Below are 18,123 nucleotides of genomic sequence, written 5' to 3'. Positions count from 1 at the left end.
AACAAAGGGCGACCGAAATGCGCGCGGTTTTATCCGCCACAGCCCGCGGTGTGTGTATGCGTTATTCCAAATCCTCCTCCGGTTCTCGCAACTCCGGCAACGGCACCAGGAACGACGGCTCCGACCTCTCGTCCAGGCCGGCGCCCGGCGCCCACAAGGGCGCGAAGGGCAAGCCCGCCCAGGAACGGGCGACGGGAGGCAACGTCAAATTCGGCCGCACCCCCGATCGCGTCTTCGCCGAACGCCGTCACCTCATGGAGAGCGCGTGGCAGATGGGAGGCGCCGGGGTGGGAACCGGAGCGACACCCCCCGACCTCGCCGTTGAACTGACGGCTGCATCCCCCTCGGACGAGCCGCAATGGTTCTCTGCCTTCTCGCTGCCGACGAAGGCCCGCTTCACCCGCACGCCGGACGTGCTGCGCAACGGGCGCGGCGAGCGGGCCGACACGGCGCCCTCGAACGAGACGGAAGCCGTCGCGGAGCCTTTGCCTGCCAGCGAGTCCGCCACCTCCGGTGAGGCGGCGCCCGTCGCGGCCGCCGCCGTAGAGGCGGAGGCGCAGACGACGGAGGCCCCTGCGCCCGCTCCGTTCGCACATCTCGCCCGGCTCATCCGGATCGGCCTCGACGAGCCCCCCGCGCCGGTCCCCGAGCAGGACAACAGCTACGTCCTCGATCCCCGCCTCGCGCGGTTCCACGCGCCGGAGGAGCCGCAGGAGGCGGCGGCGCCCGCGCCGGTTGCGCAGCCCTCGCCGGAGCGGGCCGGGACACACGAGGAACGTCGCGAGCCGGGCCTCCTCGGGGCGTTGCCGTGGGGAGACATCCAGACCTCCTACAGCTGGTCGGGCATGATGATGGCCGCGGTGCCGCAGCCCCTCCCGGCGCCCGCCTCCGAAGCGGCAACTCCCGTGGGCGGAAGCGACGGCACGCCGGCGCCGGCCGAGCCCTCTCAGGGCGTGACCTCGTCGCAGTCCGAGGCAGAGGCCTCCCCGGCGGCGAACGAAGCGCCCGTGCGCTCGGAGCCCGAGGCGACGCCGGAGCCGCACGAGGTTGCGGCGCGCGAAGCCGCCCCGCCCGTCCCTGCCGAGCCGCCTGCGCAGGCCGCCACCGTCGCGCCCGAGCAGAGCCTCGTCGCCCGTTACGAGCCGGTCTGGGAGTACGAGTTCCCCTCCCTCGATCTCCTCTCGCTGCCGCCCGAGGCCGAGCCGCGCTTCGAGCACTCCGAGGACTATCTCGTGCAGATGTCCGACAAGCTGCAGCAGACGCTGAAGGATTTCGGCGTGCGCGGCGAGATCATCGACGCCAATCCCGGGCCTGTCGTCACGCTCTACGAGATGGAGCCGGCGCCGGGCCTCAAGCTCACCAAGGTCATCAACGTATCGAGCGACATCGCCCGCTCCATGTCCGCGGTGTCGGCGCGCGTCTCGGTGATCGAGGGCCGCAACATCATCGGCATCGAGCTGCCGAACCGCGAGCGCGAGACGGTGTGGCTGCGCGAGCTCTTGGCCGACGAGGGCTTCGCCACCTCGAAGACGAAGCTCGGCCTGTGCCTCGGCAAGACGATCGGCGGCCAGCCGCTGATCGCCGACCTCGCCCGCATGCCGCATCTCCTGATCGCCGGCACGACGGGGTCGGGCAAGTCGGTCGCCGTCAACGCGATGATCCTGTCGCTCCTCTACCGGCGCACGCCGGAGGAGTGCCGCCTCATCATGATCGACCCCAAGATGCTCGAGCTCTCCGTCTACGAGGGCATCCCGCATCTCCTCACCCCCGTCGTCACCGACCCGCACAAGGCTGTGACGGCTCTGAAATGGGCGGTGCGCGAGATGGAGGACCGCTACCGGAAGATGGCGCATCTGGGCGTGCGCAACCTCGACGGCTTCAACGCCCGCGTCGCGGAAGCGCGCGAGAAGGGCGAGGTCATCCGCCGCCAGGTCCAGACGGGCTTCAACAAGGAGACGGGCCAGCCCGAGCACGCCGAGATCGAGATGGATCTCGCCGCCCTGCCGCACATCGTCGTCATCGTCGACGAGATGGCCGACCTGATGATGGTCGCGGGCAAGGAGATCGAGGGGGCGATCCAGCGCCTCGCCCAGATGGCCCGCGCCGCCGGCATCCACCTCATCATGGCGACGCAGCGGCCCTCCGTCGACGTCATCACCGGCACGATCAAGGCAAACTTCCCGACCCGCATCTCCTTCCAGGTCACCTCGAAGATCGACAGCCGCACGATCCTCGGCGAGCAGGGCGCGGAGGAGCTGCTCGGCGCGGGCGACATGCTCTACATGGTCGGCGGCGGCCGCATCACCCGCGTCCATGGACCGTTCGTGTCGGACCAGGAGGTCGAGAAGGTCGTCGAGCACCTGAAGCGCCAGGGCCGGCCGACCTATCTCGAGGAGGTGACGGACGAGACGGCCGACGACGGTGACGACGACAGCGCGCCTGCCGGCCCGGGCGAGGACGCGGCCGTCTTCGACAGCGGCTCCTTCGGCGAGGAATCGGCCGATCTCTACGAGCAGGCGATCAGGGTCGTGCTGCGCGACCAGAAGGCGTCCACCTCCTACATCCAGCGCCGCCTGCAGATCGGCTACAACCGCGCCGCCTCACTGATGGAGCGCATGGAGGAGGAAGGCGTCGTCGGCCCCGCGAACCATGCCGGCAAGCGCCAGATCCTGATGGACGAGGGGAGCCGGAGCTAGCTCGCGGCCTCGAGGAAGCCCCGCGCGCGGGCGCGGCTCGGCCGCGTCCGCGGACGTCCCCCGGTTGCGCCGCCGGACCTGCGGGCCTATCAAGCAGTCTCCCGAGTTTTCCCGAGGCTGCCCGGCGATGCTGCGCACTCCCTACTACCTGATCGACAAGGCCGCCCTCGCCCGCAACATGGCGGTCATGGACCGCGTGCGCGAACTGTCCGGCGCGAAGACCCTGCTCGCGCTCAAGTGCTTCGCGACCTGGTGCGTCTTCGACCTCATGCACGAGCACATGGACGGCACGACCTCCTCCTCGCTCTTCGAGGTGCGGCTCGGCCGCGAGAGGTTCGGCGGCGAGACGCATGCCTACAGCGTCGCCTACTCCGACGCCGAGATCGACGAGGTGGTCTCCCACGCCGACAAGATCATCTTCAACTCGATCGGCCAGCTCGAGCGCTTCGAGCGGCAGGCCGCGGGCATCGTGCGCGGCCTGCGGCTCAATCCCGGCATCAGCTCGTCGGCCTTCGACCTCGCCGACCCCGCCCGCCCCTTCAGCCGGCTTGGCGAATGGGACGCAGGCCGGGTCGAGGCGGTGCTCGACCGCATCTCGGGCTTCATGATCCACAACAACTGCGAGAACGCCGACTTCCCGCTCTTCGACCGGATGCTCTCCGAGATCGAGCGGAAGTTCGGGGGTCTTCTCGAGCGGGTCGAGTGGGTGAGCCTCGGCGGCGGCATTCATTTCACCGGCGAAGGCTATCCCGTCGAGGCGTTCTGCGCCCGCCTGAAGGCGTTCTCGGAGCGCTACGGCGTGCAGGTCTACCTCGAGCCGGGCGAGGCCGCGATCACGAAGACGACGACGCTCGAGGTCACGGTCCTCGACACGCTGAACAACGGCAAGGAGCTCGCGATCGTCGACAGCTCGATCGAAGCCCACATGCTCGACCTGCTGATCTACCGCGAGAGCGCCAAGATTGCCCCCGACGAGGGCGAGCACGCCTACACGGTGTGCGGAAAGTCGTGCCTCGCAGGCGACATCTTCGGCGAGTTCCGGTTTCCGGAGAAGCTGAGGGTCGGCGACCGCATCTCGATCCAGGACGCCGGCGGTTACACCATGGTCAAGAAGAACTGGTTCAACGGCGTCCAGATGCCGGCGATCGCCGTGCGCGAGCCCGACGGCACGATCCGCGCCGTTCGCGAGTTCGGCTACGGGGACTTCGAGCACAACCTGTCCTGAACCACGAGTTCCATCAGTCAGATCGATCGAGGAGGGGAGCCCGGATGAAGAAGAACGTTCTCATCGTTGGCGCCGGCGGCGTCGCGCAGGTCGTGGCGCATAAATGCGCCCAGAACAACGACGTCCTGGGCGACATCCATATCGCCTCGCGCACGGTGGAGAAGTGCGAGGCGATCATCCGCTCCGTGCACGAGAAGGGCGCGATGAAGGTCGACGGCGTCATCGAGGCGCACGCGCTCGACGCAACGGACGTCGCCGCGACCACCGCGCTGATCGAGAGGACGAAGAGCCAGATCGTCATCAATGTCGGCTCGGCCTTCATCAACATGCCGGTGATGAGCGCCTGCATCGCCACGGGCGCGGCCTATATCGACACCGCGATCCACGAGGAGCCGGACAAGGTCTGCGAGACCCCGCCGTGGTACGGCAACTACGAGTGGAAGCGCCGCGAGGAGTGCGAGAAGGCGGGCGTCACCGCCGTCCTCGGCGCAGGCTTCGACCCCGGCGTCGTCAACGCCTACGCCGCGCTCGCGCGCGAGGAGTATCTCGACCGCATCGACGAGATCGACATCATCGACGTGAACGCGGGCAGCCACGGCTGCTACTTCGCGACGAATTTCGACCCCGAGATCAACTTCCGCGAGTTCACCGGCCAGGTCTGGTCGTGGCAGAACGGCGAATGGACCTCGAACACGATGTTCGAGCGGGGCAAGGAATGGGACCTGCCGGTCGTCGGGCGGCAGCAGACCTACCTCACCGGCCACGACGAGATCCACTCGCTGTCGCAGACGATGAACGTGCCGAACGTCGGGTTCTGGATGGGTTTCGGCGAGCGCTACATCACCGTCTTCACCGTCCTGAAGAATCTGGGGCTGCTGTCCGAGAAGCCCGTGACCACGGCCGAGGGGCAGGAGGTCGTGCCGCTGAAGGTGGTGAAGGCCGTCCTGCCCGATCCCGCCTCGCTCGCCCCCGATTATACCGGTAAGACCTGCATCGGCGATCTCGTGAAGGGCGAGAAGGACGGGCAGGCGCGCGAGGTCTTCATCTACAACATCGCCGATCACGCCGACGCCTACCGCGAGGTCGGCAGCCAAGGCATCTCCTACACGGCCGGCGTGCCGCCGGTCGCCGCCGCGATGCTGATCGCGAACGGCACGTGGGACGTCGGGCGCATGGTGAATGTCGAGGAGCTTCCCCCACGGCCCTTCCTGTCGCTCCTCGCCGATATCGGCCTGACGACCTGGGTTCGCGAGGGCGAAGAGGACCGGGAGATCTACGGCCGCACCGCGGGGGCCTGAGCCCGCCACGGCCGTTCTTGCCGCCCCGGCCGTCGCGACCGCCCGAGGGTGAACGACAAAGGCGGCGAGCCCCGAGGGGACCCGCCGCCCGCATCCGGTCGGGAATTCCGGCAGTGCGGCCCGGCGTTACTGCGCCGGCCTCTCCTCCTCGGGCGGACGCACCTCGCCGGCGCCTTCCGCCGGCGCCTCCGCCTCGGGTGCCCCTGCGGCAGGAGCCTCAGCCGCCGGAGCCTCGGGTGCCGGAGTGTCGGGTGCCTCGGCGGCGGGAGCCTCGGGTGCCTCCTCCGCCGGCTGGGCCTCGGGGGCAGCCGGCGTCTCGGCCGCCGGTTCCTCGGCGGGAGGCGCGCTCTCCGCGGCGGGAGCCGGCTCGGCCGGTGCCTCGGTCGCAGGCTCTGCCGCCTGTTCGGTCGCGGGCGCAGCCTCTCCGCCCGAAGCGGCAGGCTCTTCGGCCTCGTCGGCCTGTTCGGCCTCCGGCGCTTCGGCAGGGGTCTCCTCGGCCGCCGCCTCCTCCGGCTCAGCGGCCTCCTCGGCTTCCTGTCCCTCCGCCGGAGCCGCGTCGGCCTCAGAAGCTGCCGCCTCCTCTGCCTGCTCCCCGTCACTCGCCTCACCGGCCTGCTCGGCCGCCTCGTCCTGCGGCGCCGCCGCGTCTTCGGCGGCCGGAGCCTCGTCCGTCGCGCCCGCGTCCTCCTGCTCGGCCTCGTCGCCGTCAGCCGGCTCGGCCGGAGCAGCCTCGCCCTGCGCGGTGGGAGCCTCGGCGGGCTGGCCCTCGCCTGTCTCCGCGGCGGGCTCGCCGGCAGCTTCTTCCTGCGAGGGCACCGCTTCGGCGGCTGGGGCCTCGCCGGCCGCTTCGGCCTCCTCCGAGGGCCGGCCTTCGGCGTCGGCCGTGGCCTCGTCGTCGATCTCCGCAGCGCTCGGGGCATCCGCTTCGGCGGGCACCTCGCTCAGCGTCTCCTCGAGCCTCGGCGCGTCCGGCAGATCTTCGGCCGTCTCGACCGCGTCGGCGGGCGCCTGCTCGACCTCGACCTCCTCGATCTGGGTCTGGAAGACGGTGATCTGGTCGCCCTCGACGGTCACCTGGTCCGGGCTCTCGACGACCGTCAGCTCGACCGTCTCCATCGGCTCGGCCACGATCTCCGTGATCTGCGTGATTTCGATCGGCTGGTTGATCACGATGTCCTGCTCGACACGGATCTCGATCCGCTCGCTCGCGCGCGGCAGGATGACCGGGATCTCGCGGATCGGCACGACGTATCGCGGCAGCTCCCGCGCGGTGACGTAGCGCGTCTCGACGAACACCCAGCTCTCCGCCACCGGCGGCCTGTACTCGCGCGGGGTGCCCCAGGCGTATCCGCGGCCGGCGGGCGCGATCGGCGCCCACCCGATATGGTCGCCGCCGACCCGCCAGGTCACCCATGCCGGCGCCCAGACGTTGCCCGGAACCCAATACCAGCCGTAGTCGCGGGAGTAGCCCCAGCGGCCGTAGTGGTACGTCGCCCATGCGAAGGGCTCGTCGCTCACCCAGTACCAGCCATGGCGCTCGGTGTTCACCCAGTGACCGACCGTATAGGGGCGCCAGCCGCGACCCACGCCACTCGGCACGAAGACGTAGCCGTGGGCGTTGTGCCGGATCCAGCGGCCGTGAGGCGCCAGCCTGTCGTAGAAGATCTCGACACTGACGCCGCTCTGGGCTTGAGCCGTGGCGACAGGTCCGGCGTCCGTGCCACTGAGATTCGGAATGATGGGCGTGGCCGCCAGAAGCGCCGCGCCGGCCACCGTGGCCAGCAGACGCGGGCGCCGTTGCCGTTTCGCTTGCGTGTTCATCGCTTCGTCCTTTTCATCCGGGCCCCCGGCGCTCGTCTAACGCGCTCGGGAGGATCTGGTTGCGGCACCGGCCGTACGAATGCCGGGAGATGCCGTCGGCGGCGGTCGACAGGCTTCTCAAGGGAGCGCGAAGGACGGCGGAGCGCATCGCACCAGGAAGATCGCGCCTGCCGCCTTAACCGTTCGCCAACCCTTGGCCGTGCCCACCGGCACCGGTCGGATATCGGGGAAATACTTCGTAAATGCCGCGGAGCCGAGTCTCGCTCCGCCGGTCCGACATCGGGACGGCAAGCGGGTCGCGGCGGCCAGGCGCCCCCGGCACGTGCCGCGGCCCGCCCCTCCCGAGACGCCGCAGGCTCGTCCCGCGCGGGGGCGGTTGCGACTGCGTCCGCCGCCAGGGTTGGCGGGACTACCCGCCGTGGAAGCTCAACAGCAGCTCCGGTGCCCGCAGGCGCGGCACGAGGCGGACCACCTTGTAGTCCCGCTCCTTCAGCCCCTCGAGAAACTCGGGCAGCATCGCCGCCGTGCGGGCGTGGATGTCGTGGAACAGGATGATCCCGGAGCCGTGCTGCTCGACGCGCGCCAGCGCCCGGTCCCTCACCTGCTCCGGGGTCGAGACGAAGTAGTCCTTGGAATCGATGTCGGCGTCGATGACGACGATGCCCCGGTCCGCCAGCGCCCGGCGGAGCGCGGTCGTGTCCGCGAGATAGGGGAAACGAAAGAAGGGCGCGGCGGAACGCGGCGCCACCGCCGCCGCGACATGGCGTCGGCCTTCCTCGATCTCGGCCAGCGCGTCGTCGAAATCGAGCTGCGTCAGGTTGGCGTGCCGCTCGGTGTGCGTTCCCACCGTGTGGCCGCGCGCGGCCACCTCGCCGGCGGTCTGCGGATAGGCCCTCGCCATCTGGCCCACCATGAGGAAGGTCGCCTTCACGCCGTATTCGTCGAGCGTATCGAGGATGCGGTTCGTCTTGCCGGGCATCGGGCCGTCGTCGAAGGTGATCACCACCTCCTTCTCGCCGAGCACGATGTCCTCGATCCGCTCGACCTCGATCGTGCGGCCCGCCAGCGGGCCGCGCGGCACCACGTAACCCTCCTCGAAGGGGCCCGGGCGCCAGAGGTCGATCCCCGCAAACGCCGTCGGCGCGATGGGCCCTGCCACCAGCTGGGGCTGCTTGGCGCAGCCGGTTGCCAGCGCCGCCGCGAGGCAGGCGCAGAGGAAGGACGTGCGGAAACGCATGGGCTGGCCCCCGTGGAAGACCCGCCGAGGATAGAGCCGTTAAGGTTAATATTTTGCCGGCAGCCGCTCTCGCGGGTGCTCGTCCACCAGCGGCCGGTGGCGCCTCAGCCGCCGAAGATCCGGCCGAGGAAGCCGCGGTCGATGTTGAAGAAGCCCCCGTCCGACGGTGCCGGCTGGACGGGGGCGGCCGGGTCCTGCATCTGCGCGGTGGCCGGCTGCGGCTGCTCGTTCCCCTGCAGCCAGGGCAGCGAGTTGTCGACCATCACGTCCGGGCTGTCGCCGTGCGGCACGTACTCTTCCGGGAGGTCGGTGACGGGCACGCCCTCGTGCGCCTTGGCCATCACCTTCTGCCATACCTTGGCGGGCAGGGAGCCTCCGGTAACGCCCTTCGTGGGCTTGGAATCGTCGTTGCCCATCCAGACGCCGGCGACCATGTGGGCAGTGTAGCCGACGAACCAGGCATCGCGGGATTCCTGGCTGGTGCCCGTCTTGCCCGCGGCCGGCCAGTCGCCGAAGGCGGCGTTCCTGCCGGTGCCGGAGGACACGGTCTGGTTCATCATGTAGTTCATCTCGCCCACGACCTCCTTCGAGATCACCCGGCCGGGCCCGGAGCCCTGGCGCTCGTAGAGCACGTCGCCCTCGGTGGTGCGGATACGCGTGATCACGTGCGGGACGACGCCGATGCCGCCGTTCGAGAAGGGCGCATAGGCCGCGACGAGGTCGAGCGGCGAGACCTCGGAGGTGCCGAGCGCGATCGACAGGTTGGGGGCGAGCTTCTCGCGAATGCCCATGCGGCGGGCCGCGTCGATCACCCGCTCGGGGCCCACTTCGGAGGCGAGCTGGACGGCCACGGTGTTGATGGAATCCCGCAGGGCCTCCGTCAGCGTGACCGCGCCGCGATACTTGCCGGCATAGTTCGCCGGCGTCCAGTTGCCGTAGGAGATCGGCGCGTCGCGCCGCAGCGTCTCGGGCGTGAGGCCGAGCTCCATCGCCGCGACGTAGACGAAGGGCTTGAACGCCGAGCCCGGCTGGCGCTTCGCCTCGACGGCGCGGTTGAACTGGCTCTTCACGTAGTCGCGCCCGCCGACGAGCGCCTTGACGGAGCCCTCGGGCGTCATGACGACGACGGCGCCCTGGCTCACGCCCTTGGCGGCTCCTTCCTCGTCGAGCGTCGCCTTGAGCGCGCTCTCCGCCGACACCTGCATGTCGAGGTCGAGCGTCGTCTCGACGACGATGTCGCGGCCGATCTTGCCGACATAGGCGGGCACGAGGTTCATCACCCAGTCGGCGGCATAGCCCCGGCTGTCGCCCTTGCCGGTCGCCTTCACCTCGGCCGGGTGCGCGAGCGCGTCCACCGCCTCCGACTGGCTGATGAAGCCCTCTTCGACCATGGCGTTGAGGACGAGCTTGGAGCGCTCCGCGGCGGCCTCCGGATTGTTCGTGGGCGCGAGGCGCGACGGCGCCTTCAGGAGGCCGGCGATGGTCGCGGCCTCGGCGAGGCTCAGGTCGCGCGCGGACTTGTCGTAGTAGCGCTGCGCGGCCGCCTCGACACCCGTCGCCCCCGCGCCGAGATAGACGCGGTTGAGGTACATCTCGAGGATCTCGTCCTTCGAGTACTCCCGCTCGAGCCAGAGCGCGAGGAGCACCTCCTGGATCTTGCGCTCGATCGTCCGGTCGGGCTCGAGGAAGAGGTTCTTCGCGAGCTGCTGGGTGAGCGTCGAGCCGCCCTCGACGACGCCGCGCGCCTGCAGGTTCGCGAGCATCGCGCGGCCGAGGCCGATCACGTCGATGCCGAAATGCTCGTAGAAGCGGCGGTCCTCGATCGCCATCACCGCCTCGGGCACGTAGGAGGGCAGCTCGAAGAGCCGCACCGCCTCGCCACCCGTCTCGCCGCGATTGCCCACGAGCCGACCGTCGGCGGCGACCACCATCACGTTCGCGGGCCGCTCGGGAACCGCGAGCTCGTCCATCGACGGCATCTGGAGGGCGAAATAGCCGATGAGGCCGATCGCCGCGATGCCGCCCCAGAAGCAGAGGGTGACGCCCAGCCGGAAGAGATGGCCGACGAAGCTGCGGCGACGGCGCGGACGCTTCTGGCCGCGCTCGGGGCGCGGCGGCCGGCCGCGGCCGCTCTTGCCACGCTTCGGGGCCTGTCCCGCGATACGATCCTCGGGAGACAGGCGCAGATCGTTGTTGTTCATCCGGGTTCCGGCGGCTCGCGCTCGTCTCGCGCGCTTTCGTTGTTCGACCATAGACCGACTGCGCCTCCGGGACGACGCGATACCTCAAATCCCATCGACGGCGTTGGCGGTCCACGTCTCCCCATCCCGAGGGTGCCGTTCGGGATGGGCCGAAAATCAGGGCGCGAACCGCCGGTCCCCGTGAAAACGCAAGTTAAATGGGGCCCCTTAAGGGCAGGTTAAGGTTGAGAAAATGGCAGCTCGAGCTTGTCGATTGCGCCGTTGCTGCACGGCAACATCGCCGTGCCACCTGCGGGTGCCCCAATCCTCGCCCACGTCTTCGTGATGGGGGCCAAGCTGGAATACGGCCTCTCGGGCGTGGCACGCTTCCTTCCCGATGCTGGCTTCCTGACGCGCGGATCCGGATCGGCCGCGGCGACGAGAGGGGACGGAGCGCATGCGAAAGGCTGCCCTGCTGCTTGCCGGAATCCTGTCACTCGGGTTGGCCGTCGTCCCGCCCGCCGCCGCGCAGGAGGGCGCCCGGGAGCCGGAGAAGTGCCCGCGCCTGATCGCCGGGCCGCCGATCCCTTACCTCCAGACGGCGTCGATGCGCGTGGCACAGGCCGAGGACATGGTCGACATCACCTTCCTCGGTCACGCGAGCTTCTGGATCGAGAGCCCGGCCGGCGTCTCGATCGTCACCGACTACAGCGACTGGCAGCGCCCGCCCCGCACGCCCCGCATCGCGACGATGAACATCGCCCACTCCTCGCACCACACGACGAACCCCGACCCGGCGATCGAGTTTCTGCTGCCGGGCTGGGGCGACGGAGCGGAGCCGGCCCATTACGACCTGACCGTCGACGATGTCTGGCTGCGCAACGTCACGACGAACATCCGCGGCTGGAACACGACGGAGTACGACCGCAACTCGATGTTCGTCTTCGAGGTGGCCCGCCTCTGCATCGCGCATCTCGGCCACCTGCACCACGTTCCCACGAAAGAGCATCTGGACGCGCTCGGCCGCATTGACATCGTCCTCGCCCCCGTCGACGGCTCCTATACGCTCGACCAGGAGGGCATGTTCGAGACGCTGGCCCTCATCAACGCGCCCGTCGTCATCCCCATGCACTTCTTCGGCCCCTCCACGCTCCAGCGCTTCGTCTCGCGGGCCCGCGAGGAGGGCTACGAGGTCGACATGCGCTCTTCCGCGTCGATCGAGGTCTCCTTCGGCACGCTGCCGCGAAGCCGCACGCTGATCGTCCTGCCGGGGTCTTGACGTATCTGCGTCGTCAGGCGACGCAGGAGACCTCATGACATCGGACCAGGACGCAGACCCTTTCGATTGCGCGGTCGTGGGAGCGGGGCCGGCCGGCGCCTCCTGCGCCGTCTGGCTCGCCAGGCTCGGCCTCCGCCCCGTGCTGCTCGAGGCGGACGCGCGTCCGGGTGGCGCCACCGCGAAGAGCCCCTATCGCAACGACTGGCTCGCGACCTCGCCCGGCGCGACCGGCGAGGATCTCGCGCGGCAGATCGCGCGGAGCCTCGAGCTCTCCGGCGTCGACCTGCGCTGCGGCGCCCGCGTCGCCTCGGTCGGCCGGGAACGGGACGTCTTCCTTCTGAGCGTCGACGGTCAGGCTGTTCCCATCGCCGCCCGCACCGTCGTCCTGGCCGGCGGCTGCAGCCCCGTGGCGGACGGATTTCCGGACGACCCCCGCATCCTCGTCGGCCCGGGCGCCCAGATCTTCCACCACGAATTCGCCGGCCTCGACGTGGCGGTCCTCGGCGGCGGAGACAACGGCTTCGAGAACGCGGCCTTCGTCCTGGAGAAGGGAGCAAGGCGCGTCGACCTATACGCGCGCTCGGTGCGCGCACGGCCCGATTTCGTGGCGGCCGTTCCCGCCGGCAGCGTCACGGCCGGCCCGTACGAGGTGGGCGCGGACGGCCTCGCCGTGAACGGCCGCCGCTACGACCGCGTGCTCGTGATGTATGGCTTCAGGCCCGACCTCGGGATCCTCGCGACGCCGCCGGACACTGACGCGCGGGGCCATCCCGTGACCGCCCGCGACACCGCCGAGACGAGCGCTTCGGGCGTCTACGCCATAGGAGAGATCGCCGGCCGCGCGCACCCTTGCGTCGCCACGGCCCTCGGCGAGGGGGTCGTCGCGGCGAAGGCGATCGAGCGGAGGCTGCGGCCCTAGCGGAACGCGAAACGGCGATTGCCCAGGAAATTGACGGCGAGCGCGACGAGCGACCCTGCCATGAAGGCCCCGATCGTGCCGACGTCCGGCCACAGTGCGAGGGCCGCGGTGAAGACGAGGAGGTTCGTCACCGCGCCGATGCCGTTCGCGGTCATCGTGCGCAGATATTCGTGGAAGCGGCGGGGATCGTCCGACTTGAAGGTCATGCGACGGTTGAGGAACCAGGCGACCGACATCGCCGCCCAGATCGAGACGGTGCGGGCCGCGACGAGCGGCCAGCCGAGCTCGCGGAGCGCGAGGAGGACGACGACGTCGACGACGAAAGCGACGCCGCCGACGAGGCAAAAACGCATGAACTGCGGCCCGATCGACATTGTAGGTATGATTTCTTTCGCAATTGCGGGCGTGAAACTCATAGATGGCCACCTCCTGCCGGAGTTCAACGCCCTGCGGCATATGGGCCGCTCCTCCTCGCCGATTTGAAAGCGCTCTCCGCCGTGGTAACCACCGCCGACCCGTGGCAGCGGGTCGGAGCGTCCCTGGAGCGTCCTCGAAGTGGCAGTGATGAAATCGGCCGGCATGGCCGGCGACGCGCGAACCGAGCTCGGCATGACCGCCATGGTCGCGGCCATGCTCGTCGTGCCCGTCATCGACGCCATCGCGAAGCATCTCGGCACGAGCCTGTCGCCGACCCAGATCGCATGCCTGCGGTTCGTCTTCCAGACCGCGATCCTGCTGCCGCTCGCGCTGGGGACCGGCCGCCCGATCCGTTCCACTCACTGGCGGCTGCACGCGGCGCGCGGCGCCTTCCTCGCCGGCGCGATGATCTTCCTCATCTGGGCGTTCCAGCATCTCCCTCTGGCGAACGCCATCGCGATCTTCTTCGTCGAGCCGCTGATCCTGACGCTCCTGTCCTTCGTCGTGCTCGGGGAACGCTTCGGCCCCCGCCGGCTCGCCGCCGTCGTGGTCGGCCTCGTCGGCGCGCTGGTCGTCATCCGGCCGAACTGGGCGGAGTTCGGGGCGGCGTCGATCCTGCCGCTGGGGGCCGCCACCTGCTTCGCGTGCTATCTCGCCCTGACGAGGCGTTCGGCCGCCCACGAGGATCCGATCTGCCTGCAGCTCTGGGCCGGCATCTTCGCCACCGGCTTCCTCGCCGCGGCGCTCGTGGTCGGTGGAACCTTCGGGATCGGCGTCCTCGCCCCCGCCTGGCCCGGCGCGGCCGCCTGGGGGTGGCTCGCGGCCATGGGCCTCGTCTCGGCGGTGACCCACGTGCTGATCGGCTTCGCCTTCCAGCAGGCCCCCGCGAGCACGCTCGCGCCGTTCCAGTATCTCGAGATCATCAGCGCGACGGCGCTCGGATTCCTCGTCTTCGGCGACTTTCCGGACGCGCTGACCTGGTTCGGCACGGCGATCATCGTGGCTGCGGGCATCTACGTCTTCATGCGCGAGCGGCGCCTCGCGCGCGGCTGAGGCTCGAGCCCTTCACCCTTTCTTTACCAAGCCCGGCGCCTTCTCGAAGGGCGCCGGGGCGTCACGCGCGTCCGGCCGCTGCCCCGGGATCCCCTGTGCCATGCGAAGCCCTGCGCCACCTCTCGCCCTCCTCCTCGTCGGCCTCGCCCTCGCCGGCTGCGCGTCCTCGCGCAGCGGGCACGAATGCGGGCGCGCCTCCTGGTACGGCCTCGACGGCAACCGCACCGCGAACGGCGAGATCGCGAATTCGCGCGGCATGACGGCCGCCCACCCCTCTCTGCCCTTCGGCACGAAGATGCGCGTGAAGAACATGGACAACGGGCGCACCGTCACCGTGCGCATCAACGACCGCGGCCCCTTCGCGAAGGGGCGCGTCGTCGACGTCACCGAGGCCGCCGCGATGCGCCTCGGCTTCCGGGACGCCGGCGTCGCCCGCGTGTGCCTCGCCAGAAGCTAGGCCTGCTCCTGCGCCGCGTGCTCCGGCTGCGGCGCACCGACCTTCTCGGCGAAGTTCGAGAAGAACTGCGCGGCGAGCTTGTTCGCCGTGCCCTGGACGAGCCGGTTGCCGAGCTGAGCGAGCTTCCCGCCGATATCGGCCTTCGCCTCGTATCTCAGGATCGTTTCCTCGCCGTCCTCCTCGAGAACGACGTCGGCGCCGCCCTTGGCGAAGCCCGCCGCGCCGCCCGAGCCCTGCCCCTGGAGCGAGAAGTGCTCCGGCGGGTTCTCGGGGTTCAGCGTGACGTTGCCGGCGAACCTCGCCTTCACCGGACCGACCTTGAGGACGACCTTCGCCTCGAGCTCCGTGTCGGAGACCTTCGTCAGTTCCTCGCAGCCCGGAATGCACTCCTTCAGGACCTCGGGGTCGTTCAGTGCCGCGTAGACCCGCTCGCGAGGCGCCGCGATGCGGACTTCATCCTTCATTTCCATGGGACACTCTCTCCTCGTGGCTCAACAGCAGGGAAGCTTGACCCGAGCCACCATATCGGCCGCATCGGCCGACAGGAACGGCTCGCGCGAATTCCGTCGTAGGATCACAGATCGCAGCACTGCCCACCACCTCCTCACGGCAGCCTCCCAGCGGAGGCTTCACCGTCCGGCATGGCCGCGCTGCGCTGCCTCATGCGCCTGTGCGCGACGATCTCCGCCAGGATCGACAGCGCGATCTCGTCCGGCGTGATCGCCGCGATGTCGAGGCCGGCGGGGCATTTCACCGCGTCGAGCGCATCCGGCGGCAGCCCGTCGGAGACGAGCCTGTCCCGCAATGCGGCAAACTTCCGCCGGCTGCCGACGAAGCCGATATAGGAGGCGCCGGCCGAAACCGCCGCGCGCAGCGCCGCCTCGTCGCCCTTGCCCTGCGTCGCGACGACGGCGAAGCGATCCTTGCGACCGGTGGTGTCGAGCGTGAAGCCGTCGAGCAGGCGGTCGACGGGCGGCGCTTTCGCGGCCGGCAAGCCAGGCGCACACAGCGTCCGGCTGACGTCGAGCCGCCCCGACAGGTCGGCGAGCGCCAGGGCGACCGGGCTCTCGCCGCAGATCATGAGCTCCGGCCGCGGCGTCACCGGCTCGACGAAGACGTCCATCGAGCCCTTCGACGGGCAGCGGTTGCGCGCGAAACGCACGCCTTCGCGCTCCTCGCCGGCGCTGAGGCCTCCGGCCTCCAGAAGCTCCTCCGGCATCAGGCTGACGAAGCGTGGCCGCCCGTCGCCGATCGCCTCCAGTGCCGCCTTCGCGACGGCGCCGCGGGCGCAGCCGCCGCCGATCCAGCCTTCCGCGATCGTGCCGTCGTCGAGCACCACGGCCTTCGCGCCGGGTTTCGCGGCCGTGGCGGCGACGGTGCGGACGACGGTGGCGATCGCGAAGGCGCGGCCCTGCTCGCGGAGCTCGTCCACCACCTTGTCGAAGCGCGACTGTTGCGTCATGGCGGTCCTCACAGGCGGGCAAACTCGGCCTCGAGGCCGGCGAGCGCCGCGAGCGTGTTGGCGGGCGCGAAGAGGTCGAGGCTCGGCAGCGCCGCAGCCATTCCCCGCGCCACGGGCTCGTAGCCCTGCCAGCCGAGGAGCGGGTTCAGCCAGACGATGCGGCAGCCGCGCCGCTTGAGTCGCCTCAGCGCCTCCGAGATCACCTCGGGCGGGTCGGTGTCGTAGCCGTCCGACATGATCACCACCACGCTGCGGCCCGTCACGAAGCGGCGGCCATAGGTGCGGGCGAAGCGGTCGATGTCGGTGCCGATGCGCGAGCCGCCGCCGAACCCGTCCGCCAGAAGCGTCAGCCGGTTGAGCGCCCGAAGCGGGTCGTCGTCGCGCAGCGCGTCGGTGATGCGCACGAGCTTCGTGTGGAAGAGATAGGCGTCGGCCGTCTCGTCGCCGCGCACGAGCCCCGCGAGGAAGGCGAGGAAGACCGGCGCGTAGATCGTCATCGAGCCGGAGACGTCGCACAGCACCGTCAGCCGAACGGGCCTGTCCGGCCGCCGCCGGCGCGGCAGGTGGAGCGGCTCGCCGCCGCTCGAGAGGCTCTTGCGCACGACCCGGCGGAAGTCGATTGCCTCGCCCTGTCGCGCCGCCCGCCTGCGCCGGGAGCGGTGATCGCGGATCGCGTCGGCGAGCCGGCGCGCCACGATCTCGGCCCGCCGCACCTCCTGCGGATCGACGATCTCGCGCAGGTCCTTCTTCATGAGGTTCGTGACGCGCGTGGCGAGGAGCCTTCCAGTCCCTTCCGCCGCGCTCTCGCCGCTGTCGGGCGCATCGTCCGGCCTATCCGCCGTGCCCTCGCCCGAAGCCGCCTCCGTCTCGGCGCCCCAGGAGGCGCGCGCGCGCCGGTGTTCGTTCGGCGCCTTCTCCGGCATCACCTTCCGGCGCACCCGGCCCTCGTTGCGCCAGTAGCTGTCGAAGAGGTCGTCGAAGCGGGCGACGTCCTCGGCCGTGCCGGAGCAGACCGCCTTCAGCGCGAGCCGCGCCTCGTAGGCGTCGATCGCCCTGACCTGGCCGAGCGCCCTGAGCGCCGTTTCCGTCTCGTGGACGCCGACCCTCAAGCCATGTTCGCGCAGATGCGCCATGAAGCCCGCGACGCGCGCGGCGGGCCCGGGATCGCGTGCGGCGAAGCGGGTGATCCGGCTCATGCCGCGCGCCCCGCCAGCCGCTGGGCGACCTCGGTCGGCACCGCCCCCCGGTCGCGCTGCGTCTTCAGGAGCGTCGCGAGCGTCGCCTGCAGAACCTGCGGATCGGCCGTCAGGTCGTTCACGCCGAGTCCGGCGAGCGCCGCGGCGAAGTCGAGCATCTCCGCGATGCCGGGCGTCTTTTCCAGTTCCTCCTTCCGCAGGGCCTGCACGAAGGCGACGATCTGGCGCGCGAGCGCCGGCTCGACCTCCGGGCAGCGCACCTTGAGGATCTGAAGCTCGGTCTCGCGCCCGGGAAAGTCGACATGGGCGTAGATGCAGCGCCGGCGAAGCGCGTCCGACAGGTCGCGCGTGCCGTTCGCGGTCAGGATGACGTGCGGACGGCTCGTCGCGCGGATCGTGCCGAGCTCGGGGATCGTGATCTGGAAGTCCGACAGGACCTCGAGCAGGTAGGCCTCGAACTCCTCGTCGGCCCGGTCGATCTCGTCGATCAGCAGGACGGGCGGCGTCTGCTGCCGGATCGCCTGCAGCAGCGGCCGCTCGAGCAGGAACTCCTCGGAGAAGATGCGCTCCTCGACGCTGCGGCCGGTCTCGCCGCCCTCGGCGGCCGCACGGATCGCCAGCAGCTGGCGCTGGTAGTTCCACTCGTAGATCGCGTGGCTCGCATCGAGCCCCTCGTAGCACTGCAGCCGGATGAGCGGGGCGCCCTTCACGAGCGACAGCGTGCGCGCGACCTCGGTCTTGCCGACGCCGGCCGCCCCCTCGACGAGCAGCGGCCGCCCGAGCGTCAGCGCGATGTGCAGCGCCATGGCGAGCTCGTCGGAGGCGATGTAGCCCTCGCCCGCCAGAGCCTCGCGGAGATCCTGCCAGTCTTCCATCATGTGGG

15 protein-coding genes are annotated in these 18,123 nt (G+C 70.2%); 7 read left to right on the top strand and 8 right to left on the bottom strand.

The window, feature by feature from the left end; translation table 11 throughout:
* The first annotated feature begins 56 nt into the window (after positions 1–56).
* The 3 genes from N177_RS20975 (at position 57) to N177_RS07530 (ending at position 5,219) form a co-directional block, all read left to right on the top strand.
* Positions 57–2,696, top strand: coding sequence for a DNA translocase FtsK (locus N177_RS20975; protein WP_244444247.1), 2,640 nt, complete (start codon positions 57–59; stop codon positions 2,694–2,696).
* A 127-nt stretch (positions 2,697–2,823) separates the two neighbouring features.
* Complete coding sequence (gene nspC / locus N177_RS07535) at positions 2,824–3,921, top strand: carboxynorspermidine decarboxylase (protein WP_023431691.1); 1,098 nt, start codon at positions 2,824–2,826, stop codon at positions 3,919–3,921.
* A 44-nt stretch (positions 3,922–3,965) separates the two neighbouring features.
* Positions 3,966–5,219, top strand: coding sequence for a saccharopine dehydrogenase family protein (locus N177_RS07530; RefSeq protein ID WP_023431690.1), 1,254 nt, complete (start codon positions 3,966–3,968; stop codon positions 5,217–5,219).
* A gap of 126 nt (positions 5,220–5,345) precedes the next feature.
* On the opposite strand, the gene N177_RS20540 is transcribed toward N177_RS07530, so the two are convergent.
* From N177_RS20540 to N177_RS07505, 3 genes are all read right to left on the bottom strand, one after another.
* Complete coding sequence (locus tag N177_RS20540; protein ID WP_023431689.1) at positions 5,346–7,040, bottom strand: DUF6600 domain-containing protein; 1,695 nt, start codon at positions 7,038–7,040, stop codon at positions 5,346–5,348.
* Positions 7,041–7,449: 409 nt separating this feature from the next.
* Positions 7,450–8,277, bottom strand: coding sequence for a polysaccharide deacetylase family protein (locus N177_RS07510; RefSeq protein WP_023431688.1), 828 nt, complete (start codon positions 8,275–8,277; stop codon positions 7,450–7,452).
* 104 nt (positions 8,278–8,381) lie between these two features.
* Positions 8,382–10,478, bottom strand: a complete 2,097-nt coding sequence (locus N177_RS07505) for a transglycosylase domain-containing protein (protein ID WP_023431687.1) — start codon at positions 10,476–10,478, stop codon at positions 8,382–8,384.
* A 436-nt stretch (positions 10,479–10,914) separates the two neighbouring features.
* Here N177_RS07505 and N177_RS07500 point away from each other — a divergent pair, with 436 nt between their 5' ends.
* Together N177_RS07500 and N177_RS07495 are read left to right on the top strand one after the other, a co-directional pair.
* Positions 10,915–11,736 (top strand): MBL fold metallo-hydrolase, encoded by an 822-nt coding sequence (locus N177_RS07500; protein ID WP_023431685.1) that lies wholly within the window; start codon positions 10,915–10,917, stop codon positions 11,734–11,736.
* Positions 11,737–11,770: 34 nt separating this feature from the next.
* Positions 11,771–12,655: an NAD(P)/FAD-dependent oxidoreductase gene (locus N177_RS07495; RefSeq protein WP_023431684.1), complete on the top strand. Its 885-nt coding sequence runs from the start codon at positions 11,771–11,773 to the stop codon at positions 12,653–12,655.
* Here the strand turns inward: N177_RS07495 and N177_RS21625 are convergent.
* A complete protein-coding gene (locus N177_RS21625; protein ID WP_023431683.1) occupies positions 12,652–13,029 on the bottom strand; it encodes a GtrA family protein in 378 nt (125 codons plus the stop codon). The two genes, N177_RS07495 and N177_RS21625, sit on opposite strands and share 4 nt — an antisense overlap.
* Positions 13,030–13,219: 190 nt before the next feature.
* Here N177_RS21625 and N177_RS07485 point away from each other — a divergent pair, with 190 nt between their 5' ends.
* On the top strand, positions 13,220–14,125 hold the full coding sequence (locus N177_RS07485) for a DMT family transporter (protein WP_040485349.1): 906 nt from the start codon (positions 13,220–13,222) through the stop codon (positions 14,123–14,125).
* A gap of 100 nt (positions 14,126–14,225) precedes the next feature.
* Positions 14,226–14,582, top strand: a complete 357-nt coding sequence (locus N177_RS07480; protein ID WP_023431681.1) for a septal ring lytic transglycosylase RlpA family protein — start codon at positions 14,226–14,228, stop codon at positions 14,580–14,582.
* Here N177_RS07480 and N177_RS07475 read toward each other — a convergent pair.
* The 4 genes from N177_RS07475 to N177_RS07460 form a co-directional block, all read right to left on the bottom strand.
* Positions 14,579–15,052 carry an SRPBCC family protein gene (locus N177_RS07475; RefSeq protein ID WP_023431680.1) on the bottom strand — a complete coding sequence of 158 codons (474 nt, stop codon included), beginning with the start codon at positions 15,050–15,052 and terminating at the stop codon, positions 14,579–14,581. The two genes, N177_RS07480 and N177_RS07475, sit on opposite strands and share 4 nt — an antisense overlap.
* Positions 15,053–15,186: 134 nt before the next feature.
* A complete protein-coding gene (locus N177_RS07470; protein ID WP_023431679.1) occupies positions 15,187–16,044 on the bottom strand; it encodes an XdhC family protein in 858 nt (285 codons plus the stop codon).
* Between the two features lie 8 nt (positions 16,045–16,052).
* Complete coding sequence (locus tag N177_RS07465) at positions 16,053–17,240, bottom strand: vWA domain-containing protein (protein ID WP_023431678.1); 1,188 nt, start codon at positions 17,238–17,240, stop codon at positions 16,053–16,055.
* Positions 17,237–18,115 carry an AAA family ATPase gene (locus N177_RS07460; RefSeq protein WP_040485371.1) on the bottom strand — a complete coding sequence of 293 codons (879 nt, stop codon included), beginning with the start codon at positions 18,113–18,115 and terminating at the stop codon, positions 17,237–17,239. The genes N177_RS07465 and N177_RS07460 overlap by 4 nt, the downstream gene beginning before the upstream one ends.
* Between the last annotated feature and the right edge of the window lie 8 nt (positions 18,116–18,123).

The sequence above is a fragment of the Lutibaculum baratangense AMV1 genome (assembly GCF_000496075.1).
Classification (GTDB): Bacteria; Pseudomonadota; Alphaproteobacteria; order Rhizobiales; family Tepidamorphaceae; genus Lutibaculum; species Lutibaculum baratangense.
Note: the sequence above shows the minus strand (reverse complement) of the source record. Positions and strands in the feature narration are given on the sequence as shown.

Bases quoted from the DNA above. Each gene is read 5' to 3' on its own strand.
- N177_RS20975 (WP_244444247.1), top strand. From the start codon at position 57: ATGCGTTATTCCAAATCCTCCTCCGGTTCTCGCAACTCCGGCAACGGC.
- nspC (WP_023431691.1), top strand. From the start codon at position 2,824: ATGCTGCGCACTCCCTACTACCTGATCGACAAGGCCGCCCTCGCCCGC.
- N177_RS07530 (WP_023431690.1), top strand. From the start codon at position 3,966: ATGAAGAAGAACGTTCTCATCGTTGGCGCCGGCGGCGTCGCGCAGGTC.
- N177_RS20540 (WP_023431689.1), bottom strand. From the start codon at position 7,040: ATGAACACGCAAGCGAAACGGCAACGGCGCCCGCGTCTGCTGGCCACG.
- N177_RS07510 (WP_023431688.1), bottom strand. From the start codon at position 8,277: ATGCGTTTCCGCACGTCCTTCCTCTGCGCCTGCCTCGCGGCGGCGCTG.
- N177_RS07505 (WP_023431687.1), bottom strand. From the start codon at position 10,478: ATGAACAACAACGATCTGCGCCTGTCTCCCGAGGATCGTATCGCGGGA.
- N177_RS07500 (WP_023431685.1), top strand. From the start codon at position 10,915: ATGCGAAAGGCTGCCCTGCTGCTTGCCGGAATCCTGTCACTCGGGTTG.
- N177_RS07495 (WP_023431684.1), top strand. From the start codon at position 11,771: ATGACATCGGACCAGGACGCAGACCCTTTCGATTGCGCGGTCGTGGGA.
- N177_RS21625 (WP_023431683.1), bottom strand. From the start codon at position 13,029: ATGTCGATCGGGCCGCAGTTCATGCGTTTTTGCCTCGTCGGCGGCGTC.
- N177_RS07485 (WP_040485349.1), top strand. From the start codon at position 13,220: ATGAAATCGGCCGGCATGGCCGGCGACGCGCGAACCGAGCTCGGCATG.
- N177_RS07480 (WP_023431681.1), top strand. From the start codon at position 14,226: ATGCGAAGCCCTGCGCCACCTCTCGCCCTCCTCCTCGTCGGCCTCGCC.
- N177_RS07475 (WP_023431680.1), bottom strand. From the start codon at position 15,052: ATGGAAATGAAGGATGAAGTCCGCATCGCGGCGCCTCGCGAGCGGGTC.
- N177_RS07470 (WP_023431679.1), bottom strand. From the start codon at position 16,044: ATGACGCAACAGTCGCGCTTCGACAAGGTGGTGGACGAGCTCCGCGAG.
- N177_RS07465 (WP_023431678.1), bottom strand. From the start codon at position 17,240: ATGAGCCGGATCACCCGCTTCGCCGCACGCGATCCCGGGCCCGCCGCG.
- N177_RS07460 (WP_040485371.1), bottom strand. From the start codon at position 18,115: ATGGAAGACTGGCAGGATCTCCGCGAGGCTCTGGCGGGCGAGGGCTAC.